A 19,305-nucleotide genomic window follows, 5' to 3' on the forward strand; every position below is an offset into this window, starting at 1 on the left:
TTTTTTTGCTGTCATAAAGACTCTTGTATCCGCGCCGTCACTGTATTTCCTGCGGAATTGCAGAGAATCGAAAATTGTACACTTCGGCAATACAGCTATTCGCAAACTCTATTCTATTCAGCCTGGCTCTTCCCGTGGCAAGATGGCTTCAGCGACGACGCCGCACACCAATCGATACAAAGGACGGAGGAGATCCTAACGTGGCCAACCGGCTGTACAAGGAATGGAAGCTGATAATTAAAAATCGGGAGCTGCTAGCACTCTCCTTGCCCGGCATTCTATATAAGCTCGTAATCGCTTATATCCCGATGGTCGGACTCATTCTCGCCTTCAAGTACTTCAGGTACGACCAAGGCATCTTTGGAAGCAAGTGGGTCGGACTAGACAACTTCGAGTTTCTGTTCAAAGCCCAGGACGCCTTCCGCATTATTCGCAACACCTTGCTGTATAACGTGACGTATATCATTCTCGGAACCGTTGCCGCCTTGCTGCTGGCCTTGCTCCTGAACGAGTTGCACGGGAAGCTGGTCAAAATTTATCAAACTGCGTTGTTTCTGCCCTACTTCATCTCGTTCGTACTCGTCGGATATATTACCTCCGCATTCCTCGATCATAAGGCAGGCTACCTTAACACCATACTTGCCTGGTTCGGGATGGATCCGCACAAGTGGTATCTGGAGACGACGCCATGGATATTTATCCTGCCGATCGTCGCCTTATGGAAGGGAATCGGCTTTTCGACTCTCGTGTATTATGCCGGCATTACCGGCATCAGCACCGAATATTACGAAGCCGCGAGGCTTGACGGCGCTTCCCGCATTCAGATGATGTGGCGCATCACCCTGCCGCTTCTAAAGCCGCTTATCATTATTTTGTTTATCCTGGGGCTCGGCAACATCTTTAGAGGCGACTTTGGCTTGCATTACTTCGTGCCGAACAACGTCGGGCCGAACTTCCCGACTACGGATATTATCGACACCTACGTCTATCGGGCGCTCACGAAGCTCGGAGACATTAACTCCGCGGCAGCCGTCGGCTTCCTGCAATCGGTTGTCGGATTCGTTACCGTCATCACGGCCAACTTCATCGTGCGCCGGATCGACCGGGACAGCGCACTATTCTAAGAAAGGAGCTACACAGCGATGCCTACCGACAAACGATTCAACATCATGAACGGCTGCATCAATCTATTTTTGACGATTCTGTGCTTGATGGTCGCCCTGCCGTTCGTCCTGGTCGTTGTCATCTCCTTGACCTCGGAGAACAGCCTTGTGCAAAACGGCTACCAGTTCATTCCTAAGGAATGGTCGCTGGAAGCGTATCGCATCACGTTCGCACAGCCAGATCTGCTGATCCGCGGTTACCTGGTCACCATTATGATAACCGTCATCGGAACGGTTACTTCGCTCCTGCTGACGGCGATGACCGCCTATCCCATCTCGCGCCGCGACTTCCGTTACAACCGGCCGATTACGTTTTATATCTTTTTTACGATGCTGTTCAACGGCGGCCTGATTCCATTCTACATTTTAATGACGCAATATCTGCATCTAAAGAACTCGCTTATGGCCCTTATTATCCCGGCCCTTCTAAGTCCGTTCAATATCATGATCATGAAGGGGTTCCTCGACAAGATCGGCAAGGAGATCATCGAATCCGCCAAAGTGGACGGCGCCAGGGAAATCCGGATCTTCTTTACGATCATTCTTCCCTTGTCCACGCCGGCTCTGGCCACATTAGGGCTATTCATTTCCTTCGGCTATTGGAATGAATGGTACAACGCGCTGCTGTTCATCGACAATGACCGGTTCGTGCCGTTGCAGCTTCTGCTCGTTCGCATCCTGACGCAGATCGAGTTTCTTGCGAACTCGCCGCTGGCCCAGGTGGCCGACAAGCTGGCCTTCGCGAACTTCCCGACCATGTCCGTCCGAATGGCTATGGCTATTCTCGCCGGCGGTCCCATGCTTGTCATCTTTCCTTTCTTCCAGAAATATTTCGTGAAGGGTATTACAGTAGGTTCCTTGAAAGGATAAGGGACGACTATTGTGCCAAATATAGAAAACATACATTGGAGGGTTCAACGTGAAAAAAGAAAAAACGACCGTCTGGAGCAAATGGGTTCCTCTCGTCCTCAGCTTAGGCTTGCTGGCCGCCTGCTCCAATACGAACAACGCTCCCGCAGCAACGAATGCGCCAAGCGCCGGCACCGATCCCACCTCAGCTGCTTCGGAGATTCCGTCCCTGCCTGATGCGAAGCTGACTTTCATCTATCCCGTAGCCTCGAATCCGGGTCCGGATCAGAAGCTGGTCAATGATGAAATCAACAAATATTTGAAAGAAAAAATCAACGCCACCGTCGACTTGAGACCGCTTACGTTCGACGAGTACGAGCCGAAGCTCAACGCCATGCTCGCCGCGGGCGAAAACTTCGACATCGCTTGGAGTTCCAAGGGCTGGCTCGGCAACTATCAACCATACATCGACCGCGGCGCCTATCTCGAGATTACCGAAGATATGATCAACACGTTTGCCAAGGAAGCCCGCGCCAATATACCCGACAAATTCTGGCCGGACATGAACGCCGTCGACGGCAAGGTATACGGCTTCCCGATCTATCAGGTCGCCGCCAAAACCAAAAGCTTGGTCATTCAGAAACGTTTCGTCGACAAATACAGCCTGGACCTGGCTTCCATTCAAACCTACAAGGATATCGAGCCGTTCCTGAAGCAGCTCAAGGAGAACGAACCGGACATTATCCCGCTTGGTCTTGCACAGAACTCGTGGGGACTGTACGCTAACCGCGACGAGGTTGGCGAGGGCATGTCCGTGACGTACAAAAAAGACGATCCAATGTTAAAGATGGTGAGCGGTCTGGAAGCGCTTGACAGCAAAACGGATTATTATAATACGATGCGCGCCTGGTATCAAGCGGGTTATATTAATGAAGATGCGCCTATCATCCAGAACATTAACGATCTCAAGGCTAAAGGCAACGTAGCCGTCGGCCTTGAATTCACCTCCAAGCCAGGCGGCGAGGTTGGCGAAATGGCCGTAAATGGCGGCAACGAAGTCGTCTACGCGCCGATCGCGGACAGCTACTTCACGGGAATAGCCAGCGCCATGCATGTCATTAACAAAGGTTCCAAAAACGCGGAACGCGCCCTTATGCTCATTAACCTGCTCAACACGGATCCCTACTTGTACAATCTGATCTGCAACGGCATCGAAGGCAAACATTATACGAAAATCGACGACAAGTTCATCGAGCCGATCAAGGATTCCGGTTATGCGCCTAACGGCGACTGGGTATTCGGCAACCAGTTCAATGCTTACTTAAAGCCGGGTCAAGCACCCGACACTTGGGAAAAAACGATCGAGCTCAACGATAGCGCCATCGTCCCTGCATCCAGCGGCTTCGGCGTCAACGAAGAAAACATGAAGGCGGAAGTGGCCAATATTACGGCCATCAACAACGAATATCGTGTCGCGCTGGAATCCGGATCCGTCGATCCAGCCAAAGTATTGCCGGAATATCGGGCCAAGCTGGTCGCATCCGGTCAAGAGAAGTTCGACAACGAAATCAATGCGCAATGGGAGCAATTCAAAAAGGATAAAGGGATCGGACAATAATGTTTTAAGCCTTCCCGCCCGCTCATGGAAAACCGTCGATCAGCCTGGGCTGACGGCGGTTTTCTTTCATGAAACGGGTCAAATATGAACAATGTTTGACAAATTAAAAAACCTTATTCCCTGGCTGTGTATAGTCCGTGCTGCTTCTTGAAAAAATAGCTAATAAGTGCTAGAATCTGAATTTAGGTGAGCCTGTCAGGGAAGGAGGTTATGGGGCATGCATAAGTGGATTATGGCAACATTGCTCGGAGTAGCTGGCCTGTTGGCCGTATACCTGCTCACGTTTAATCTCCCGGAGAAAGAGGAGCACGTAGCTGAGGAGCAGTTTACCGTTCCCGATACGCCTGTGGATGCTGCAACTGCCGAAGCGTTTTACAAGAGCAACTGCATGGGATGTCACGGCGATCAGTACCAAGGCGCTATGGGTCCTGCGCTTGCGAATATCGGCAGCTTGAGAAGCAAAGAAGAGATCTACAAGACCGTACTAAAAGGCAAAAGCGGCGGAATGCCATCTTTCGAAGGCAAGATTACGGAAGAAGAACTGATTAATCTTACGAATTGGCTGGCGGAGATGAAGTAACAACCTCCACGGCCGTAAGCCCCGCCCGGCGTTAGCGCCAGGCGGGGCTTATTATATTTCACAGATCGTCTAGGATGGCGCCTTGCTATGATCCTCTCAGAGGCTCCAAGCTTTGTAGAGCTGCTTCATATAGGTTGTCATCCAGTCGTTCACTTCCTGCAGATCGGCGACGGGAGCGCCCGTTTCATGATGGATCGGCATATAACCCGGAGGACCGAACTCCGCGGTAAATGTCGCGAATGCTTCCCCCCGCTCTTTGCGTAGCAGCAGCATACGGCGCCACCAGCCGGTAAACAGCTCCAGCTCCCCCTGGAACGCGTCTGCTGCAGGATGTGGCACCTGCGGGCCTTGTGGGTATCCGATCCTTCCGTGGATATGAACCGTTCTCTCAATCGCGAGAGACAGATTCTCCTCCTGATCCTGCAGATGCGACTCGCAGACGTTTACCCAATGGCTGAAATCCGCTGTAATTTTCAGCTCGGGGAATTGGCGGAGCAACCTGGCCGTCGTCCATGGAGTGAACAAAGGTCTGCTGCGATGCGTCTCATGACCGACCGGTATGCCGAATTGCTTCTCGATCCTTAACGCGCCTTCGTAAAAGGCATCTTGCCCGGACTCGCTCATGCTGTCTCTTGCGCTTTGGGCGTTGATGAGAACGGGACGGAAATCAGCTGCCCGCTCTACCAGCTCGCCGAAACTAGCGAGATGATCGCCGATTGTATGGATTTGCGCTATAAACCGCAGATCGAGCCGTTCCAGCGTTTCTTTAAATAGCGTTGCCTCGTCCGCGGACGGCAGCACCGTCTCGACGCCGTCATGACCGGCTGCTTTGGCCGCTTCCAGCTTCTCCGTCAGCGTTCCTTCCATACCCCACAGCGATTGATAAGTGAGCAATCTCACTGTAAGTCCTCCTTGTTCGCAACCGTACGATTAGTGCGGATAAGCTTTGTCGAATTCCACGCCGCAAGGTCCGCCGTCTTCGTTTAACTCAAGATCGACGGAAGTGCCGTCCTCGCGGAACAACGGACGGTAAAAGCCGCTTATACGGGACGCGGATGCATTGGCGTAATGGCAGATAAACGCTCTGCGGAATCTGTCCTTCGTCTTGTTCCGGTAGGAACCGTGTATCAAGTTGCCATTAAAAAATAGAACATCGCCCGGATCCATGACCGCCGGCACGACAGCCCGGTCCTTGGGCGGCTTTACATAATGGGTTGTAAACGACTCCGCAGAATCCGCGAGCTCCGGACAGCTGATCTCGTGCTCCCCCGTACGCGGCACAACCAGCAGTCCGCCGTTCTCCATATCCGCAGCGTCCACTGCGGTCCATGCGGCTATGCAATTGCCCGGCTCCACTTGCAGGTAGAAGTTGTCTTGATGCAGCGCCTGACCTCTCGAACCTGGCGGCTTGTAGTAGAACATGCTTTGCGCGGCTAACGCTTCCTCGCCGTATAGCTCTCGCAGCACCGCCATAACAGGCGCATGAAGCATATACTTCTTCGCGGTATCGTTGAACCGGTGCGGTTGCATGACGCGCGGGTATCGCTTCAGCGGATCTTCCGTCCCTGCCTCCATATCGGGTTCAAAGAATCCAGGCACTGGATTCTGGCCGATTCTCTCAAATGTATCCGATATTTCGGCGAGCTCTTCCGGCTGGAACAGCCCTTTCACAATAATAAAACCTTCCTCTACAAATTGCTTCATTTGCTCTTCGCTTAATATACGAACCTGCTTCTCCATATCTCTTCCCCTCCGTTTGCGGATCCATGATTGTCAATTCAATATTGCTTTCTTCATGGTTTCATTATAGAATTTCGAACCAAGAGGGGGAATAACGATAATGGCCGATAACCATAACAATCCTGCTGCAACGACTTTCACTCCTCCGCCCGGCGTCCTGGTCTCCGGCCACTTCCAAGAGACGTATGGATACGAGGTCATCCGTCCGGAAGGGACTCGCGATTGGCTGCTGACGTTGACGTTAGACGGCGTGGGCGAATACCGGCTGGGAGATGAGGTCATTATGCCTGCGGATGGAGATATTATACTGATTCCGCCGGGAACGCCCCATCATTACTACGCGCCTGAGCATGGTTATTGGGATTTTGTTTGGGTTCATTTTATCCCGGAGCTTCGCTGGCTTGAGCTTCTGCGCATGCCGCAGAACGGGAGTCGCATCATGACTTTCTCCTTGGGCACATCTTCAACCTTCATGCGAATGAAAAACGCTTTTCTTCGACTGGTTCGCGAAAACCGGCATACGGGACGCCATGCCGAGCTGCTTTCCCTTAACGCGCTGGAGGAAGTGCTTATTCATCTGGCCCAGCACGCGGTTACGACGGATCAACGGCTGGATGAACGGATCGCCGATACGCTGAATTATATGATCGACAACCTGAACGTTGCTCACACCATTCCGGCTTTAGCCAGCCGCGTGGCGCTTTCGCCGTCCCGCTTCTCGCATTTGTTCAAGGAACAGACGGGGGACTCCGTTTTGGAGACGCTGCTTAAGCTGCGGCTCAAGCATGCCGCTAGGCTGCTGAAGCATACCCCTTCGCTAGTGTCCGAGATTGCCGGCCAGGTCGGCTTTCAGAGCCCTTTCTATTTCACGAAGCAATTTACCGCGATGTTTGGCCTTAGTCCTTCCGATTATCGGCGGAAGGAGTAGTTTCATCATTACCTATAAAACGAAAAAACCTCTCTTTCGCAGTTTCGCGTAAGAGAGGTTTGACAATAAATAGTATGCGTTAGACGTCGCGGACGACCCTGAAGCCGCAATTGCCCGTCGAGCTGTCGGGCGTATTGGAGCTTCGAGCTGCCAACCTGTAGCGGTTGCAGTAAGAACGATGGCAGAGATAGGAGCCGCCGCGCATGGATCGGCTGGCGGTCTGCTTGCTGTATAGCGGATTAACGGCTGATGTCGTCCTGTGATAATCCGGAGAGAACCAATCCGCGCACCATTCCCATACGTTGCCGGACATCTGGTACAGACCATACCCATTGGGCTTGTACGCATTGACTGGTGCAGTACCGACATAACCGTCGCTTGCGTTGTTTTTTACAGGAAACTTCCCCTGCCAAATGTTGCATTGATGCTGATCGTCCTGCTTCAGCAGATCGCCCCAAGGATACGTCTTTCCCTCGAGACCGCCTCTTGCCGCATATTCCCATTCCGCCTCGCTGGGCAGACGGACTCCGGCAAAGCGGCAATAGGCATTGGCATCGTTCCATGAGATATGAACGACGGGATGATCCATCCGGTCCGCGATCGACGAATCAGGACCTTCAGGCGCCGCCCAGTATGCTCCCTCCACAACAAGCCACCACGGCACTCCTTGCGGCACCGTCTTCACCTTCCTGCCTGTCTCCTCAGACACCAGTAGATGGAACACGAATGACCAGCCGAAAACCTCGGCTTCCGTGCGATACCCCGTAGCTTCTACGAATTGGCTGAACTGGGCATTTGTAACGGCATACGGCGACATGCGGAACGATTTTACCTCCACCTGTCGTACCGGGCCCTCCCCGTCATTAGGGAAACCCTCCCTTGTGTCCGTTCCCATCAGAAAGCTGCCTTCCGGAATGAGGACCAGATCGTCATGCAGCAGGACGGGGTTATCCGACTCCTTTTTCCACCGTTCCAGCTTGATGAGACCGCTTGCTGCCGACGGCTTCGTCTCTATATGGATCCCATCGCGCGAAGCCGCGCAGCAGGATGGCAGTTTGTCTTCATTCAAGATTCTAATCCCCCTTGCTTGCTTCAAGATTTAGCTATATAACGCAATACCGATTAATCCGGATATAATAAGAATCGTTAACGGATGCTTGCGAAGCAGCAGCAACGCCGCAAGCGAACCCGCGAAGATCAGGAGCTGGCTAAGCGTAAACCATGATACCGACGTCACAAGCTCGTTACGCACCGCAAATACAACCGCTGCATATAGAATAAGTCCTGTAATAACGGAACGCAACCCGTATAGCGACGATTGGACCCACTTGTTCTGATGAATCCGGAAAAATATCGTTCCTACCGCCACGATAATGACCAAAGATGGCAGCACCATACCAATTGCGGCAACGATCGCTCCAACAATACCCGCCTGCTGCATGCCGACGAATATGGCAATATTTGTAGCGATCGGTCCAGGCGACATCCCCGCCACTCCGATCATATCGGTAAACTCTGTCACGTTCATCCAGCCATGCCGTTCGACGACTTCTTGCTGGATAATCGGAATCATGGCATATCCGCCACCGAAAGCTATGAAACCGACCAGTAAGAACGTCAGAAACAGCTCCAGCAGAATCATCCTCATCGCCTCTCCCATGTTAGTGCATGTTCCTAACCTATATTGCCTAGATCATATAATCAAATATTTGCTCCTGCACTTTGCCGCTTCGCTCCTGCCGCAACTCTTTGCTTCGCTCTTGTCCCAGCTTCGCTTTAATGGCCTGAATCACGATTCCCGCGGCAGCACCGCCAGCTATGATCAGAAGCGGATGGATCAAGGAACCACCTACGAACAGCAGCAGCACGGTGACCCCGATAAGTACGGCCGATGCTTTGTCGACGAGCGCCTTTTTACCGTATTTGATGGCTGCATACGCGATTAGCGCCACGATCGTCGCCCTGATCGACAGAAATGCCGCTTCAATCTTGGGATTGTCTTTCACCTGCAGAAATACATAAGACAGCACAACGATAATACAGAACGTTGGCAGCAGCATCCCTATCATAGCGGCTAACGCTCCACGAATACCGGCGATCCGGTATCCGATAAAAGTAGCGGAATTAATCGCAACCGCGCCTGGTATGGATTGCGCAACAGCGAATACATCTCCAATATCCTCGCTGTCCATCCATTTGCGTTTCTCCACAACTTCCTTCTCCATCGCCGGCATGACCGCAAAGCCGCCTCCGAAGGTCGCCGGAGCTATTCTCAGAAACGTTGTGAACAGCTGCCAGATTGTTTTCCCGGTCTCCGTCATCTTCTCCCGTCCCCCCATGATGTCATCTGAAAATCAATGCCGTTTATGCAATCAAGCTTTCCGTTCCAAACTCTATAGAACTAGTATAGCATCTTTTTTTCATTTTGGAATTAAGTTTTTATGAAAAGGGCTATAAGTATTTGTGATATGGTCAAATATATGAAAAATCGTTGATTTCTCGTCATTATCCAGAGAGGAATACTGAGGATTCGTTGGAGTTTTTATCATTTTGCAAATAAGTGGATATACTTGTAGAGATTCTAGCAACCACCCTTCTTTTAAGCTATGATGAATATTAAAGGTGTATAAAGGAATAGGAGAAGTTGGGATGAGGACAGATGGACAAACCGCAAAACAATCCGTGAAACAAACGGTGTATCAACATATTGCGCATCAGGGCATCGTCTCCAAAGCCGATTTGCTTCCAAGCTATTCGTTGACTTCGAGCACGATGAATCGTCTGCTGGAAGAGCTGCTGGGCGACGGTTTGATCGCGGAATCCGGATTCGGCCCTTCCAGCGGCGGAAGGAAGCCCATACTCTATAAAATTAACGAAACCTACGGTTACGTTTTTGGACTGGAAATTTCGCGTTTTTACTCCACGCTTGGTTTGTTCGACATGGACATGAATCCCAAGTCTTTCGTCCGCTGGCGAATGGATGAGGATATGACGCCGGAACAATTCGTAAAGTATGTCGCGGGGCGAATCCGGGTGCTGCTGGCCGATCATGGCTTGACGGAGTCCCGGATCATCGGTATCGGCATCGGCGCCGTCGGACCGTTGAACCGCGAGGAAGGCATCATACTGAACCCGCTGTACTTCCCTGCAAAGGGCTGGAGCAACGTGCCCATCTGCAGCTTGATCGAACAAGCGACTGGGATTGCCGCCATGCTGGATAACGGAGCGAACACCGCGCTGATCGGCGAGCACTGGGCGCTGCGGCACGAAGGCATCGAGCACATGGTCTATGTGCATGCAGGAATAAGTATGCGCTCCGCGATGATGTCCTACGGCCGCATCGTCTACGGCTCCGTGGATATGGAGGGCTCCATCGGACAGATGATTATTCAGACCGACGGGCCGCGCCTTAACGAAGAAGGCAACTACGGGGCGCTGGAGGCATTTGTCTCCGTCCAGGCGCTGGAGAAGCAGGCACGCTCGGATGCCAAGATGGGCCGCGGCGACCTGACGAATATGTACCATCTCCCTGCCGAGCGTATCGGCTACGATACGCTGCTCAGGGAGCTGGCGAGAGACAGCGCCTACGTATCGGAGCTGTTCCTTCGCTCGGCGAGATATTTTGGGATCGGCTTGTCCAATGTGATCAACCTGTTCCACCCTCAGACGATTGTCCTCGGCGGCACGCTGGTAACCTCGCATGAGCGCTTCTTCCAGACAGCGACGGAGGTTGCCCGAAGCAACGCCTATCATAATCCGGAATACGTGCCCGTGTTTTCCAAGGGCGTGCTCAAGGAAGACGCCGTCGCGACCGGCGCGGCTCTGATGGTCTGGAAGGCGATGCCGGTATAATAACCCGGCCTTTCGGTTCAAACGACGATCGGCTGTCCTATCAGGATAAAAGAAAAATCACGTTGTATGCTCCCGTCTACCTGGTGCAGGAGAGCAACAACGTGATTTTTTAATGTATAGGAATCGAAGCGCTCCGATAGCCGTTTTTCGCTACTTCAAATAAACGAATCGCTCGCCCGGCGCGAACATATGGAAGCTCGAACTTGGATAATGTTTGTACATATAATCGACGAAATAAGCCGGATTCTCGTCATTATGAGCGAACAATCCGTAATGCATCGGCACGGTCAGCCTTGCGCCGATCGCGACGCTGAGCTCGGCAGCCTCCCTGTAGTTCATGTTGCCGACGATGCCTTTGCGGGCCCGGACATAATCGCGACCGTTGATCGGCAGCAGCGCGACGTCGATCTCTTGCGGCTTCAGCCAATCCTCCAGCTCCGTAAAGCCAATGGTATCCCCGGCATGCAGCAGCTTGATCTCCCCCAGCGTAGCGACATAACTTAAGTAGAAATGCTCACCTGCCCCATCCGTTTCAAAATCCTCGTGTTTCGCTGCGTGTGCGGCAATTGATACGCCCTCCGCCAGTTGCAGGTTATCTCCATGCGAAATCCCGATCAACTGCTCCTCGGCGACTCCCCATTCCATCATTAGGCCCAGGTGAGCTTTGGGGACGATGAACTTCGTTTTGTTCGATCGGGCTATTTCTTGCAAGGTAAGCTTGTCCATATGATCCTCATGGTGATGCGAGCAGACGACATAGTCCACGTCTAGACACTCCGAGGGCAACAACGGCGTCCTGAAAGCTCTCTGCCAAGGGTCGCCGGCAAGTTCGTAAACCCAATCGGATAGGTACGGATCAAAGAGGACGGTGGTTTCCTTCCATTTGACCAGAAATCCTTCCTGTCCCAATGACCAGATGGCAATCGCTTCTTGCGGAAGTGTCGTGGAATGCATTTGATTGAATACGGTTGCAGAATACTTGTTTGGTTTCATATGCTCGCTCTCCTCAAATGAAATGATATAATAGATGTAGTTCAAAAAGTCCAATTTTGATTACGAGGTAACTCGGGAAGTATATCGACATCGAATCTTGCATTCAGCCGGACCTTCCGGTGCTCACGTAGCTTCCACTACGCTCCGCTCCTCAGTCCCTACTCTTCATACAACCTTCTCGGTACTGAAAATCGGACTTTTTAAACTCGAACTAATAGGGTAGAATCTATGAAACGATCGGAAGGATGGATCACACGATGACTACAAAACAGCAACGCCAGCAGCAGCTTAGAAAGCTGATAGCGGATCGTGCCTGTGCCACGCCCCTGCTTCCCAGCGGACTGTGGTTCCATGGAGACATCCGCGACAACTTCTATTATGCTTCTTATCTGTACACTGCTGCAAGCGAAGGCCAAGCCCTCGCGCTCGAGCAATCGTCTGCCCTTGATCTGGCTACTTCCGTACTGACGAAAGTCTTGCGTCTGCAAGACCGCGATCCGGACAGCGCTACTTACGGACATTGGCCGCTGAACCTAGGAGACAATCCTGCGCAAGCGCCGATCAACAAGCTGCCTGTCGAGATCATGTGTTGTCTCCTTACTTTCTTCCACGAAAAGCATAAAATGGATTTGACGCCGGAGCTTCGCTCCGAGCTTTCGTTATCCACCCAGCATATGTATCGTTCTCGTTACTATGCCGCGCCGCTAAGAACGTATAACCATCATGAAGCGAAACATACTGCTGCTGCTCTTCTACTAGGCACCGTACTTGAGGATTCGGAATTGCTTCGAGAAGGAGCGGCCCGCGTACGATCCACTTTGACGCAGCTGAAGACCTACGGCATGTCGGAATACGGCATCCTGCCATGGTTCTGGCACTGGACGCAAGCTTATGCGGCCGCTTGGGAGATAGTCCGTGACGATGTTGTCAAAGCTGACATCCAGTCTCTGCTGGAATGGCTGTGGCAGGAACGTGCCGATTATTATTTCCACGGGGCATGGGCGGGACCGCATTCGCGTTCGTTGCCGCCTGACGCGCCTGCTGACCGCTGCGCTGCGTTCGATTATGTGCAATTCGGCGATTTCCCGCTGCCGGAAACGGTTCATCGTCCGGAATATGCCGGGCTGCTGGGTTACGAGATCCCGGATTACATCAGGCAATCCGCGTTGAAGCGTTCCTATCCCTATCAATTGCGACGCGACTATCCCGCTTCCGCGCTTGAACCGTCCGGCGAACGCCGACATAGCATCCTCTATATGGACGAAACGTTTGCGCTTGGCGGTATGCTGGAGCGAGCGGTCGAATTCGACAACGAGCAGCATCGCTGGGATGTGACGTTTCCTGTGACCGATGGTACCGTCAACCAAGCTTACTTCGTCCTGCCTGCTGCCAAAGCTGGCGACAAGCTGCGCCATAGCGGCGAAGCAGAGGAGATCGCGCTGGACCGCAATGTGCTTATTGCCTTGTACCAGCCTACCTCTCCGGAAGAAGCCCGTCAATCTCTAGTAGGCGTGTTGCCGCCGGGAGAATGGATTGCGGATGCTCGCGCCGTGTATGGCATCGTCGGACAAGCGATGCTCGCCATTCACTTGATGAAGCCGTTCCGCCTGACGTCCAGACCTGATCGCTGCGAGATCGAGTCGATCGAAAGCGGCAGCAATGGCGTCGTCGTCGAAGCGATCTCCATCCGGGAAGCCGGGGCGAACGGCTTGACGACGCTTAGCGCATTTGTAGAGAACAGGCAAGCGAATGCTCCCGTATTTTCCGAGCAACCACTGTCCGCCTCATATGTAAGCGTGACCGGCGCAACGCTGACACTTAAGCATAGCCGGTAAGATGCGAAGGTTGGAGCTAACGGCCTAGCCGCACAAGTGGCATTCGCGAAGGGTCGGCCAACAAGCCGCCCCTTTACGCTAGCGTCGGCTTCCGCCTCCTGATCGCGACTATTTTTGCAGCGGCAGCTCCTTCGCGAACCGTTCCTGGTACATGCGGGGGAGATGCTTAATTTTGTAATTGATCGTCTTCAGACTGTTCTGGAGCTCCACCAGCTGCGATTCGACCATCTCCCTGTGCTTAAGCAAAATTTCCATCCCCTTCTCGAGCACTGCGTCATTGTCGGTGCAATGCTGGATCAGGCTGCGCAAATCCTTGATAGGCATACGCGTCTGCTTAAGGCAACAGATGAGATCGATCCAGTCGATGTCCTGCTCGCTGAAAATGCGTGTCCCATTGCGGCGGTCGATGAATGGCAGCAGACCTTCTTTGTCATAATATCGAATGGTATGGATGGACAGCCCCGTTTTTTCGGCCGCCTGAGATATCGAATACGTCATGATTCATACCTGCTTTCCAAGGCAATACATATATACTAAATGTCTAGAGGTTACGCCAACCTCCGCGGATTGTCAATGCTTGCAAGGAACAAACATCAGATTGCGGCTCTGCATAACAGCGCCAGTTTTTTTGTCCAATATATTCTGGACGTATTGACCTAGAGTCCACTCTATCTTGTATGTTGTTGTAGAACCTATTCTCGAGAGGAGCCAACCTTACTATGAAAATGATTCCAATAGCAGGCACGGATCTAACCGCCTCCAATATTGTCCTCGGCTGCATGCGCATTAAGGGCATGTCCCTGCAAGACACCGAAACGCTAATTCGCACCTCGATGGAAGAGGGCGTCAATTTCTTCGACCATGCGGATATCTATGGCGGCGGCGAATGCGAGACACATTTCTCCAAGGCGATTGGCATGAACGCAAACCTTCGCGAAAAGATGATCATCCAGAGCAAATGCGGCATTCGCGGCGGATATTTCGACTTCTCCAAGGAGCATATCCTCGCTTCCGTCGATGGTATTCTTGGGCGTCTAAACACGGATTATTTGGATATTTTGCTGCTGCACCGTCCCGACGCGCTCGTGGAGCCGGAAGAAGTCGCCGAAGCCTTCGACAGCCTGCAAGCGAGCGGCAAGGTCCGTCATTTCGGCGTCTCCAACCATTCGCCGTTGCAGATCGAGCTGCTCAAAAAATTCGTAAAACAGCCGATCGTCGCCAACCAGCTGCAATTCAGCATCGCGCATACGCCGCTTGTCGATTCCGGCATTGCGCTGAACATGAATATCGACCAGTCCGTCAACCGCGATGGAGGCATTCTCGACTACAGCCGTCTTCACGATATTACGGTCCAAGCCTGGTCGCCATTCCAGCAAGGATTCTTTAAAGGTCCGTTCCTCGGCGATTTGGAGAACTACAAGGAGCTTAACGAGTATATCGACACGCTCGCGGCCAAATACGATGTCACCAACACGGCGATTGCCGTGGCTTGGATTACCCGTCATCCGGCGAATATCCAGGTCGTGCTGGGCACGACGAACGTCGGCCGTCTCAAGGATTCCTGCAAAGGCTCCGACATTCCGCTGACGCGCCAGGAATGGTACGGCATCTACAAAGCTGCAGGTAATATGGTGCCTTAACGGGCAGTAAGCTGCTCGTATTTCATTTGGGACACTGCTTATAAAATGAAGCTGACGACATATAAACTGCTTGGAAATCTTGCAGCTGACATTCGTCCTTTAATAGGGTTTGCCTTCGGCGAAGAACGCTTGAATCCACCTGACTGCCAGGTTGATTTGCGCGTTCTTTTTTTTGAGTGAATGCAACATGCGCGTAGCACATCGCGCGGCGTTTGTTGACGGCTTCATGATGTTTTTGCAGAAACTTGCATTACCGTAAAAATGAGAGGAGATGATCACGATGACGTTTGAGAAGGAACACGAAGCGTTTATCCAGTGACATTTGGAAAGACGGGCCGGGGAACGAAAAGGAAGACTGGTGCGTGGACATCTGGAAGCGGAAACGCTGTTTTGCAAGCAGGTATGGTGGCCGCTCCGGGGTAACTTTCTTGGGCTCCATCCGGAGTACGAGGTGCTGGATTGGCGCGGTTACTCGTACTTTTGCGATTTTGTGTATATGACGGGCATGGAGAAGATTGTCATAGAAATAAAAGGCTTCGGCCCCCACGTCAAAAACATGGACCGACAAAAGTATTGTAACGAGCTCAATCGGGAAACGTTCCTTACCTCTATCGGCTATCACGTTATTTCCTTCGCTTACGACGATGTGGCGCAACGCCCGGAGCTGTGCGTAACATTGCTTCGCATGGTATTAAGCCGATTCGAGGCATCGGCTACACCTGTGACAATCTGCTCGCTGGCCGAACGCGAGACGATTCGGCTCGCCTATACGCTCGCTCGACCCCTGCGGGTTGCCGATGTTGCCAAGCACGTCGGAATCGACCGGCGTACAGCCGTCAAGGCACTGCGTTCATTATGCGATCACGGCTTGTTTACTTCCGTCACGGTCCCAAATGGCAAATACGTGGTGAAGTACGTGATGAAGCCTCATGCATTATTTGCAATCAGATAAGAGTCGCTGGATAGTTGGTGGCATCGTTTTGTACATTTAAATACCAATTTCAAGGCAATACTTGTACAAAACTGTGCATGTTGCAATTCAGCTTCGTGCCTAAGGGATACAGTAGATTCGGGAGGTATTCAGGAGGCTTTCAGTTGGATTTCAGTTGACTTTCAGCAGGCTTTCAGTAGGCAACAGAGGAAAATTGTACAAATATACACAATTTTCATGGGTAGACCAGGGGTAAACAGTAAAATTGTACAAATATACATAAATTTCAATAGTAGCAAGCTAAAACGCCTCTTCAGCAGGCCAAAATTGTGTATTTTGGTACAATTCTTTCACGATCAGCTGAAATCGGGAGAAAAATTGAGCATATTTGCACAATCATCGAGTAGCTTTCCTCGTACGAAGTGATAAGTGTAGGTGTAGGTGTAGGTGTAGGTGTAGGTGTAGGTGTAGGTGTAGCTGTAGCTGTAGCTGCGGGTGCGGGTGCGGGTACAGGTATGGGAGGAGTGCCGGCCACACAGCGGCAGCGGCCAGCACCTCCAATAACTCTATTCGTCGAATTTGTTCACATACGCAGACAGCGCAAGCAACGGCCAACTGACATTGTTACTTGGATAATGGGCATACATGCTGCCTGGCAGCATCGCTCCCGTCGGGTAGACAGATGTCCAGTCTCCCGCTCGCAAAACTCGCAGCAACGCCTCCACTCCCCGCTCCATCTCCGAAGTCGGCTTGTCGTGGGCTGCTATCAGTCCGTTCAGCGCCCATGCCGTCTGCGACGGTGTGCTGGCGTTTAGAGGCACATACCGTTTCCGTTCGTCGCTGACACAGCTTTCTCCCCAGCCACCGTCGCTATTCTGTATGTCGAACAGCCAGCGAACGCCTTTCGTAACGGCCGGATGGTCCTTCGCCAGCCCTACGGCCAGCAGCCCTTGCAGCGCCATGCCCGTTCCGTGAACATAAGCTATTCCCCATCTGCCATACCAGCTTCCGTCACGCTCTTGGCGCGACAACACCCACTTCACGGAATCGTCCACCCAACTGTGGCCGATTGTCATATCCAGCTCCTCGCCTAGAAACTCCAGCACCCTGCAGCTGAGATCCACTGTAGAAGGATCCGATGCAATATCGGATTTGCCGTCGAAGGTAAAGAACAAGTCCGTTATCGAGCTTCCCCTTCTTTCGAAAGCTGGCCATCCCCCATCGTCGTTACGCATGGCTAACACGAAGTTCAACCCCCTCTGCCAGCTGGCGCGTCCATCCGGCAGCCGGCTCAAGTAGGGTCGGATCGTTCTCAATGCAGCTACGCTGTCGTCCACATCGGGGTAGAAGGTGTTCACGTCCGAAAAGCCCCATCCTCCCGGCTCCGTATGCGGGCTTCTGCGAATCCAATCTCCGACACGAAATTGCTGCCTGCTGGCAAGGTACAATGCGGCGTTCTCCAGCGATGTAGAGGTTTCAGAAGTCGGAAGACCGGCTTCTCTTAGTGCGTAACTAATCATGGCGGTGTCCCATATCTCGGACGAAGCTGTCTGAATGCCGGCACGATTCCAGCATTGCAGAGAAAGGACGCCGTGCAGGAGTCGATCCATCAGAGGAGATGCGACAGGCTCTTGCATCGCCATAAGCGCAAATGCCATCAGAATGGTCGAAGTCGAGTATGTGAGCAGCGTCCCGTTCGGCTCCAGCCTCTCCAGCATAAATTGCCGAGCTTGCTCCAGCGCGTTCGGCGAACCGATGACAGGCAAGCTGTCAAACGGAATTGCCGATAAAAACACATTTAGCGCCGAGATCCATGTATGGTCGTTGGCAAAAGTTCGTTCTCCGTGAACAAACAGGTCTCCCATATCCGGCATCCATTCGTTGCGCGCCGAGAACTGCAGATTCGACATGACTAACGTCGGAATGAGATGGACGCGAGCATGCCCCGATAACGAAAAGAGATCGAGCCCTGCCTGCGAAAAAAACAACTCCAACGGCAGCCGCAACTGCTTCGGCCACTCTGCTTGCCCTGTCGCGGAGAAAATAACTTGCGTCAGCAAGCTTTTTGCCTGAGATAGTCCTCCCTTCGAGCGAATATATTGCTTAGCCCTTTCGATCGCACCATCCGTCTCCAAATAGAACCCTGCGCATAACAGCGCGTAACAGGCTTCCGCCGTCGCCTCCAAGCTGCCTTCCTCGTCGGGATACAGCTTCCACGCTCCATTTGGCTGCTGCAAAGAGGCTATCCGCGCGGCCAGCGGTCGGATAAAGGCGTCATCCCTTCGTCTGAGCGCTGTCAACAATACGATCCAATAACAATCCGTCGAGATCCCGGTGTCCAGGCATAAACGCCACGATCCATCCGATGACTGAGCAGACATTGCCCCCATCGCCAGCGCACGAATTCCGTCCTTTATTTCATTCATGTTCATTGCATGCCCATCCTTTTCCCGTTTCTTTGCTACATATATATGCGTGTTCGGAGTAGGATAGGAATTGCATGAACAATAGAACTATTGACCTATACACAGGTCAATCGGCATGATATATTCAACTAGAAGGTTCTGGAATTATATCCAGCATTCGTACCAGGCGAATCTCACCCTATCTCTGACTAAGGAGTACATCTCAATGGAACAAGAACTAGTACAAGAACCAGCCCCCCTCGCGCCCCAACAACCGACAAAACCCTGGATTCGCTTCTGGGCGAGATACTTCGATTATTTAAGTCATGCGATTTTAATTTCCATTTTGTGGATATTAATTGATTTTGATAGCTTTCTCCAAATCAACGACAATCTTCTAGGTTTCATCCTATTGGTTGCCTTCGTTTTTCTGGATGCCCTGTACATGTACTTTTGGGGGACAACGCCAGGCAAAAAACTATTGAACATTAAAGTTCTGGATGCCGACGGAACAAGAATGCCCAAATCACTGGCCTTTAAGAGAGCCCGACTTGTCTGGTTGAGGGGAATGGGACTGGGCGTTGGCATACTGGAAATCATCGCGAACATTGTTGGTTATCGACGATTAAAAAAAGAAGGAATAACATCGTGGGATCAGGAGTTAGGGCTTCAAGTCATACATGGAAAAATCGGCATTTTCCGAATGCTACTAACCCCTTTTATCGTCGTTCTGCTGCTAGGCATTGCGGTTTACGGCATGATATAAGAAAT

Annotated in this window: 18 protein-coding genes; 10 read left to right on the forward strand and 8 right to left on the reverse strand. The window is 52.1% G+C overall.

Annotated elements, in window-relative coordinates:
- The first annotated feature begins 200 nt into the window (after positions 1-200).
- The 4 genes from PAT3040_RS35965 to PAT3040_RS35980 all read left to right on the forward strand — a co-directional run bounded on the left by PAT3040_RS35965 (position 201) and on the right by PAT3040_RS35980 (position 4,210).
- Positions 201-1,124 carry an ABC transporter permease subunit gene (locus PAT3040_RS35965; RefSeq protein WP_258235320.1) on the forward strand — a complete coding sequence of 308 codons (924 nt, stop codon included), beginning with the start codon at positions 201-203 and terminating at the stop codon, positions 1,122-1,124.
- An 18-nt stretch (positions 1,125-1,142) separates the two neighbouring features.
- The gene (locus tag PAT3040_RS35970; protein ID WP_108996359.1) at positions 1,143-2,033 is read left to right on the forward strand and encodes a carbohydrate ABC transporter permease; all 891 of its coding nucleotides are present in this window, start codon (positions 1,143-1,145) and stop codon (positions 2,031-2,033) included.
- 49 nt (positions 2,034-2,082) lie between these two features.
- Entirely contained in the window at positions 2,083-3,630 is a 1,548-nt protein-coding gene (locus tag PAT3040_RS35975; RefSeq protein ID WP_108996360.1) for an ABC transporter substrate-binding protein, read from the forward strand.
- A 217-nt stretch (positions 3,631-3,847) separates the two neighbouring features.
- Complete coding sequence (locus PAT3040_RS35980) at positions 3,848-4,210, forward strand: c-type cytochrome (RefSeq protein ID WP_087570219.1); 363 nt, start codon at positions 3,848-3,850, stop codon at positions 4,208-4,210.
- Between the two features lie 96 nt (positions 4,211-4,306).
- Here the strand turns inward: PAT3040_RS35980 and PAT3040_RS35985 are convergent, their stop codons facing one another.
- Together PAT3040_RS35985 and PAT3040_RS35990 are read right to left on the reverse strand one after the other, a co-directional pair.
- A complete protein-coding gene (locus tag PAT3040_RS35985; protein ID WP_108996361.1) occupies positions 4,307-5,110 on the reverse strand; it encodes a sugar phosphate isomerase/epimerase family protein in 804 nt (267 codons plus the stop codon).
- Between the two features lie 30 nt (positions 5,111-5,140).
- On the reverse strand, positions 5,141-5,950 hold the full coding sequence (locus PAT3040_RS35990; protein ID WP_108996362.1) for a phytanoyl-CoA dioxygenase family protein: 810 nt from the start codon (positions 5,948-5,950) through the stop codon (positions 5,141-5,143).
- A 100-nt stretch (positions 5,951-6,050) separates the two neighbouring features.
- Here PAT3040_RS35990 and PAT3040_RS35995 point away from each other — a divergent pair, with 100 nt between their 5' ends.
- Positions 6,051-6,878, forward strand: coding sequence for a helix-turn-helix domain-containing protein (locus PAT3040_RS35995; protein ID WP_108996363.1), 828 nt, complete (start codon positions 6,051-6,053; stop codon positions 6,876-6,878).
- 79 nt (positions 6,879-6,957) lie between these two features.
- On the opposite strand, the gene PAT3040_RS36000 is transcribed toward PAT3040_RS35995, so the two are convergent.
- The 3 genes from PAT3040_RS36000 to PAT3040_RS36010 all read right to left on the reverse strand — a co-directional run bounded on the left by PAT3040_RS36000 (position 6,958) and on the right by PAT3040_RS36010 (position 9,199).
- Positions 6,958-7,818 carry a formylglycine-generating enzyme family protein gene (locus tag PAT3040_RS36000; RefSeq protein WP_444980836.1) on the reverse strand — a complete coding sequence of 287 codons (861 nt, stop codon included), beginning with the start codon at positions 7,816-7,818 and terminating at the stop codon, positions 6,958-6,960.
- A 159-nt stretch (positions 7,819-7,977) separates the two neighbouring features.
- The gene (locus tag PAT3040_RS36005; protein ID WP_258235321.1) at positions 7,978-8,538 is read right to left on the reverse strand and encodes a chromate transporter; all 561 of its coding nucleotides are present in this window, start codon (positions 8,536-8,538) and stop codon (positions 7,978-7,980) included.
- A 28-nt stretch (positions 8,539-8,566) separates the two neighbouring features.
- Entirely contained in the window at positions 8,567-9,199 is a 633-nt protein-coding gene (locus PAT3040_RS36010; RefSeq protein WP_108996365.1) for a chromate transporter, read from the reverse strand.
- A gap of 328 nt (positions 9,200-9,527) precedes the next feature.
- On the opposite strand from PAT3040_RS36010, the gene PAT3040_RS36015 reads away from it, so the two are divergent.
- Positions 9,528-10,730, forward strand: coding sequence for an ROK family protein (locus tag PAT3040_RS36015; RefSeq protein ID WP_108996366.1), 1,203 nt, complete (start codon positions 9,528-9,530; stop codon positions 10,728-10,730).
- A 150-nt stretch (positions 10,731-10,880) separates the two neighbouring features.
- Here PAT3040_RS36015 and PAT3040_RS36020 read toward each other — a convergent pair whose 3' ends face one another.
- Positions 10,881-11,723 (reverse strand): MBL fold metallo-hydrolase, encoded by an 843-nt coding sequence (locus PAT3040_RS36020; protein WP_108996367.1) that lies wholly within the window; start codon positions 11,721-11,723, stop codon positions 10,881-10,883.
- 257 nt (positions 11,724-11,980) lie between these two features.
- Here PAT3040_RS36020 and PAT3040_RS36025 point away from each other — a divergent pair, with 257 nt between their 5' ends.
- Positions 11,981-13,558, forward strand: coding sequence for a hypothetical protein (locus PAT3040_RS36025; RefSeq protein ID WP_108996368.1), 1,578 nt, complete (start codon positions 11,981-11,983; stop codon positions 13,556-13,558).
- A 108-nt stretch (positions 13,559-13,666) separates the two neighbouring features.
- On the opposite strand, the gene PAT3040_RS36030 is transcribed toward PAT3040_RS36025, so the two are convergent.
- Positions 13,667-14,056: a MerR family transcriptional regulator gene (locus PAT3040_RS36030; protein ID WP_087570209.1), complete on the reverse strand. Its 390-nt coding sequence runs from the start codon at positions 14,054-14,056 to the stop codon at positions 13,667-13,669.
- Between the two features lie 221 nt (positions 14,057-14,277).
- On the opposite strand from PAT3040_RS36030, the gene PAT3040_RS36035 reads away from it, so the two are divergent.
- Both PAT3040_RS36035 and PAT3040_RS36040 read left to right on the forward strand, forming a co-directional pair.
- Positions 14,278-15,198, forward strand: a complete 921-nt coding sequence (locus tag PAT3040_RS36035) for an aldo/keto reductase (protein WP_087570208.1) — start codon at positions 14,278-14,280, stop codon at positions 15,196-15,198.
- Positions 15,199-15,556: 358 nt separating this feature from the next.
- Positions 15,557-16,150: a DUF559 domain-containing protein gene (locus tag PAT3040_RS36040; protein WP_307719192.1), complete on the forward strand. Its 594-nt coding sequence runs from the start codon at positions 15,557-15,559 to the stop codon at positions 16,148-16,150.
- 545 nt (positions 16,151-16,695) lie between these two features.
- Here the strand turns inward: PAT3040_RS36040 and PAT3040_RS36050 are convergent.
- The gene (locus tag PAT3040_RS36050; protein ID WP_258235323.1) at positions 16,696-18,561 is read right to left on the reverse strand and encodes a prenyltransferase/squalene oxidase repeat-containing protein; all 1,866 of its coding nucleotides are present in this window, start codon (positions 18,559-18,561) and stop codon (positions 16,696-16,698) included.
- Positions 18,562-18,760: 199 nt separating this feature from the next.
- Here PAT3040_RS36050 and PAT3040_RS36055 point away from each other — a divergent pair, with 199 nt between their 5' ends.
- Positions 18,761-19,300, forward strand: coding sequence for an RDD family protein (locus PAT3040_RS36055; protein ID WP_181377029.1), 540 nt, complete (start codon positions 18,761-18,763; stop codon positions 19,298-19,300).
- The last annotated feature ends 5 nt before the right edge of the window (positions 19,301-19,305 follow it).

The organism is Paenibacillus agaridevorans (assembly GCF_003112455.1).
Taxonomy (GTDB): domain Bacteria; phylum Bacillota; class Bacilli; order Paenibacillales; family Paenibacillaceae; genus Pristimantibacillus; species Pristimantibacillus agaridevorans.

Excerpts from the sequence above, each read along its gene's own strand:
- PAT3040_RS35970 (WP_108996359.1), top strand. The coding sequence starts at position 1,143 with ATGCCTACCGACAAACGATTCAACATCATGAACGGCTGCATCAATCTA.
- PAT3040_RS35980 (WP_087570219.1), top strand. The coding sequence starts at position 3,848 with ATGCATAAGTGGATTATGGCAACATTGCTCGGAGTAGCTGGCCTGTTG.
- PAT3040_RS35990 (WP_108996362.1), bottom strand. The coding sequence starts at position 5,950 with ATGGAGAAGCAGGTTCGTATATTAAGCGAAGAGCAAATGAAGCAATTT.
- PAT3040_RS35995 (WP_108996363.1), top strand. The coding sequence starts at position 6,051 with ATGGCCGATAACCATAACAATCCTGCTGCAACGACTTTCACTCCTCCG.
- PAT3040_RS36005 (WP_258235321.1), bottom strand. The coding sequence starts at position 8,538 with ATGGGAGAGGCGATGAGGATGATTCTGCTGGAGCTGTTTCTGACGTTC.
- PAT3040_RS36010 (WP_108996365.1), bottom strand. The coding sequence starts at position 9,199 with ATGACGGAGACCGGGAAAACAATCTGGCAGCTGTTCACAACGTTTCTG.
- PAT3040_RS36015 (WP_108996366.1), top strand. The coding sequence starts at position 9,528 with ATGAGGACAGATGGACAAACCGCAAAACAATCCGTGAAACAAACGGTG.
- PAT3040_RS36020 (WP_108996367.1), bottom strand. The coding sequence starts at position 11,723 with ATGAAACCAAACAAGTATTCTGCAACCGTATTCAATCAAATGCATTCC.
- PAT3040_RS36025 (WP_108996368.1), top strand. The coding sequence starts at position 11,981 with ATGACTACAAAACAGCAACGCCAGCAGCAGCTTAGAAAGCTGATAGCG.
- PAT3040_RS36030 (WP_087570209.1), bottom strand. The coding sequence starts at position 14,056 with ATGACGTATTCGATATCTCAGGCGGCCGAAAAAACGGGGCTGTCCATC.
- PAT3040_RS36035 (WP_087570208.1), top strand. The coding sequence starts at position 14,278 with ATGAAAATGATTCCAATAGCAGGCACGGATCTAACCGCCTCCAATATT.
- PAT3040_RS36050 (WP_258235323.1), bottom strand. The coding sequence starts at position 18,561 with ATGAACATGAATGAAATAAAGGACGGAATTCGTGCGCTGGCGATGGGG.
- PAT3040_RS36055 (WP_181377029.1), top strand. The coding sequence starts at position 18,761 with ATGGAACAAGAACTAGTACAAGAACCAGCCCCCCTCGCGCCCCAACAA.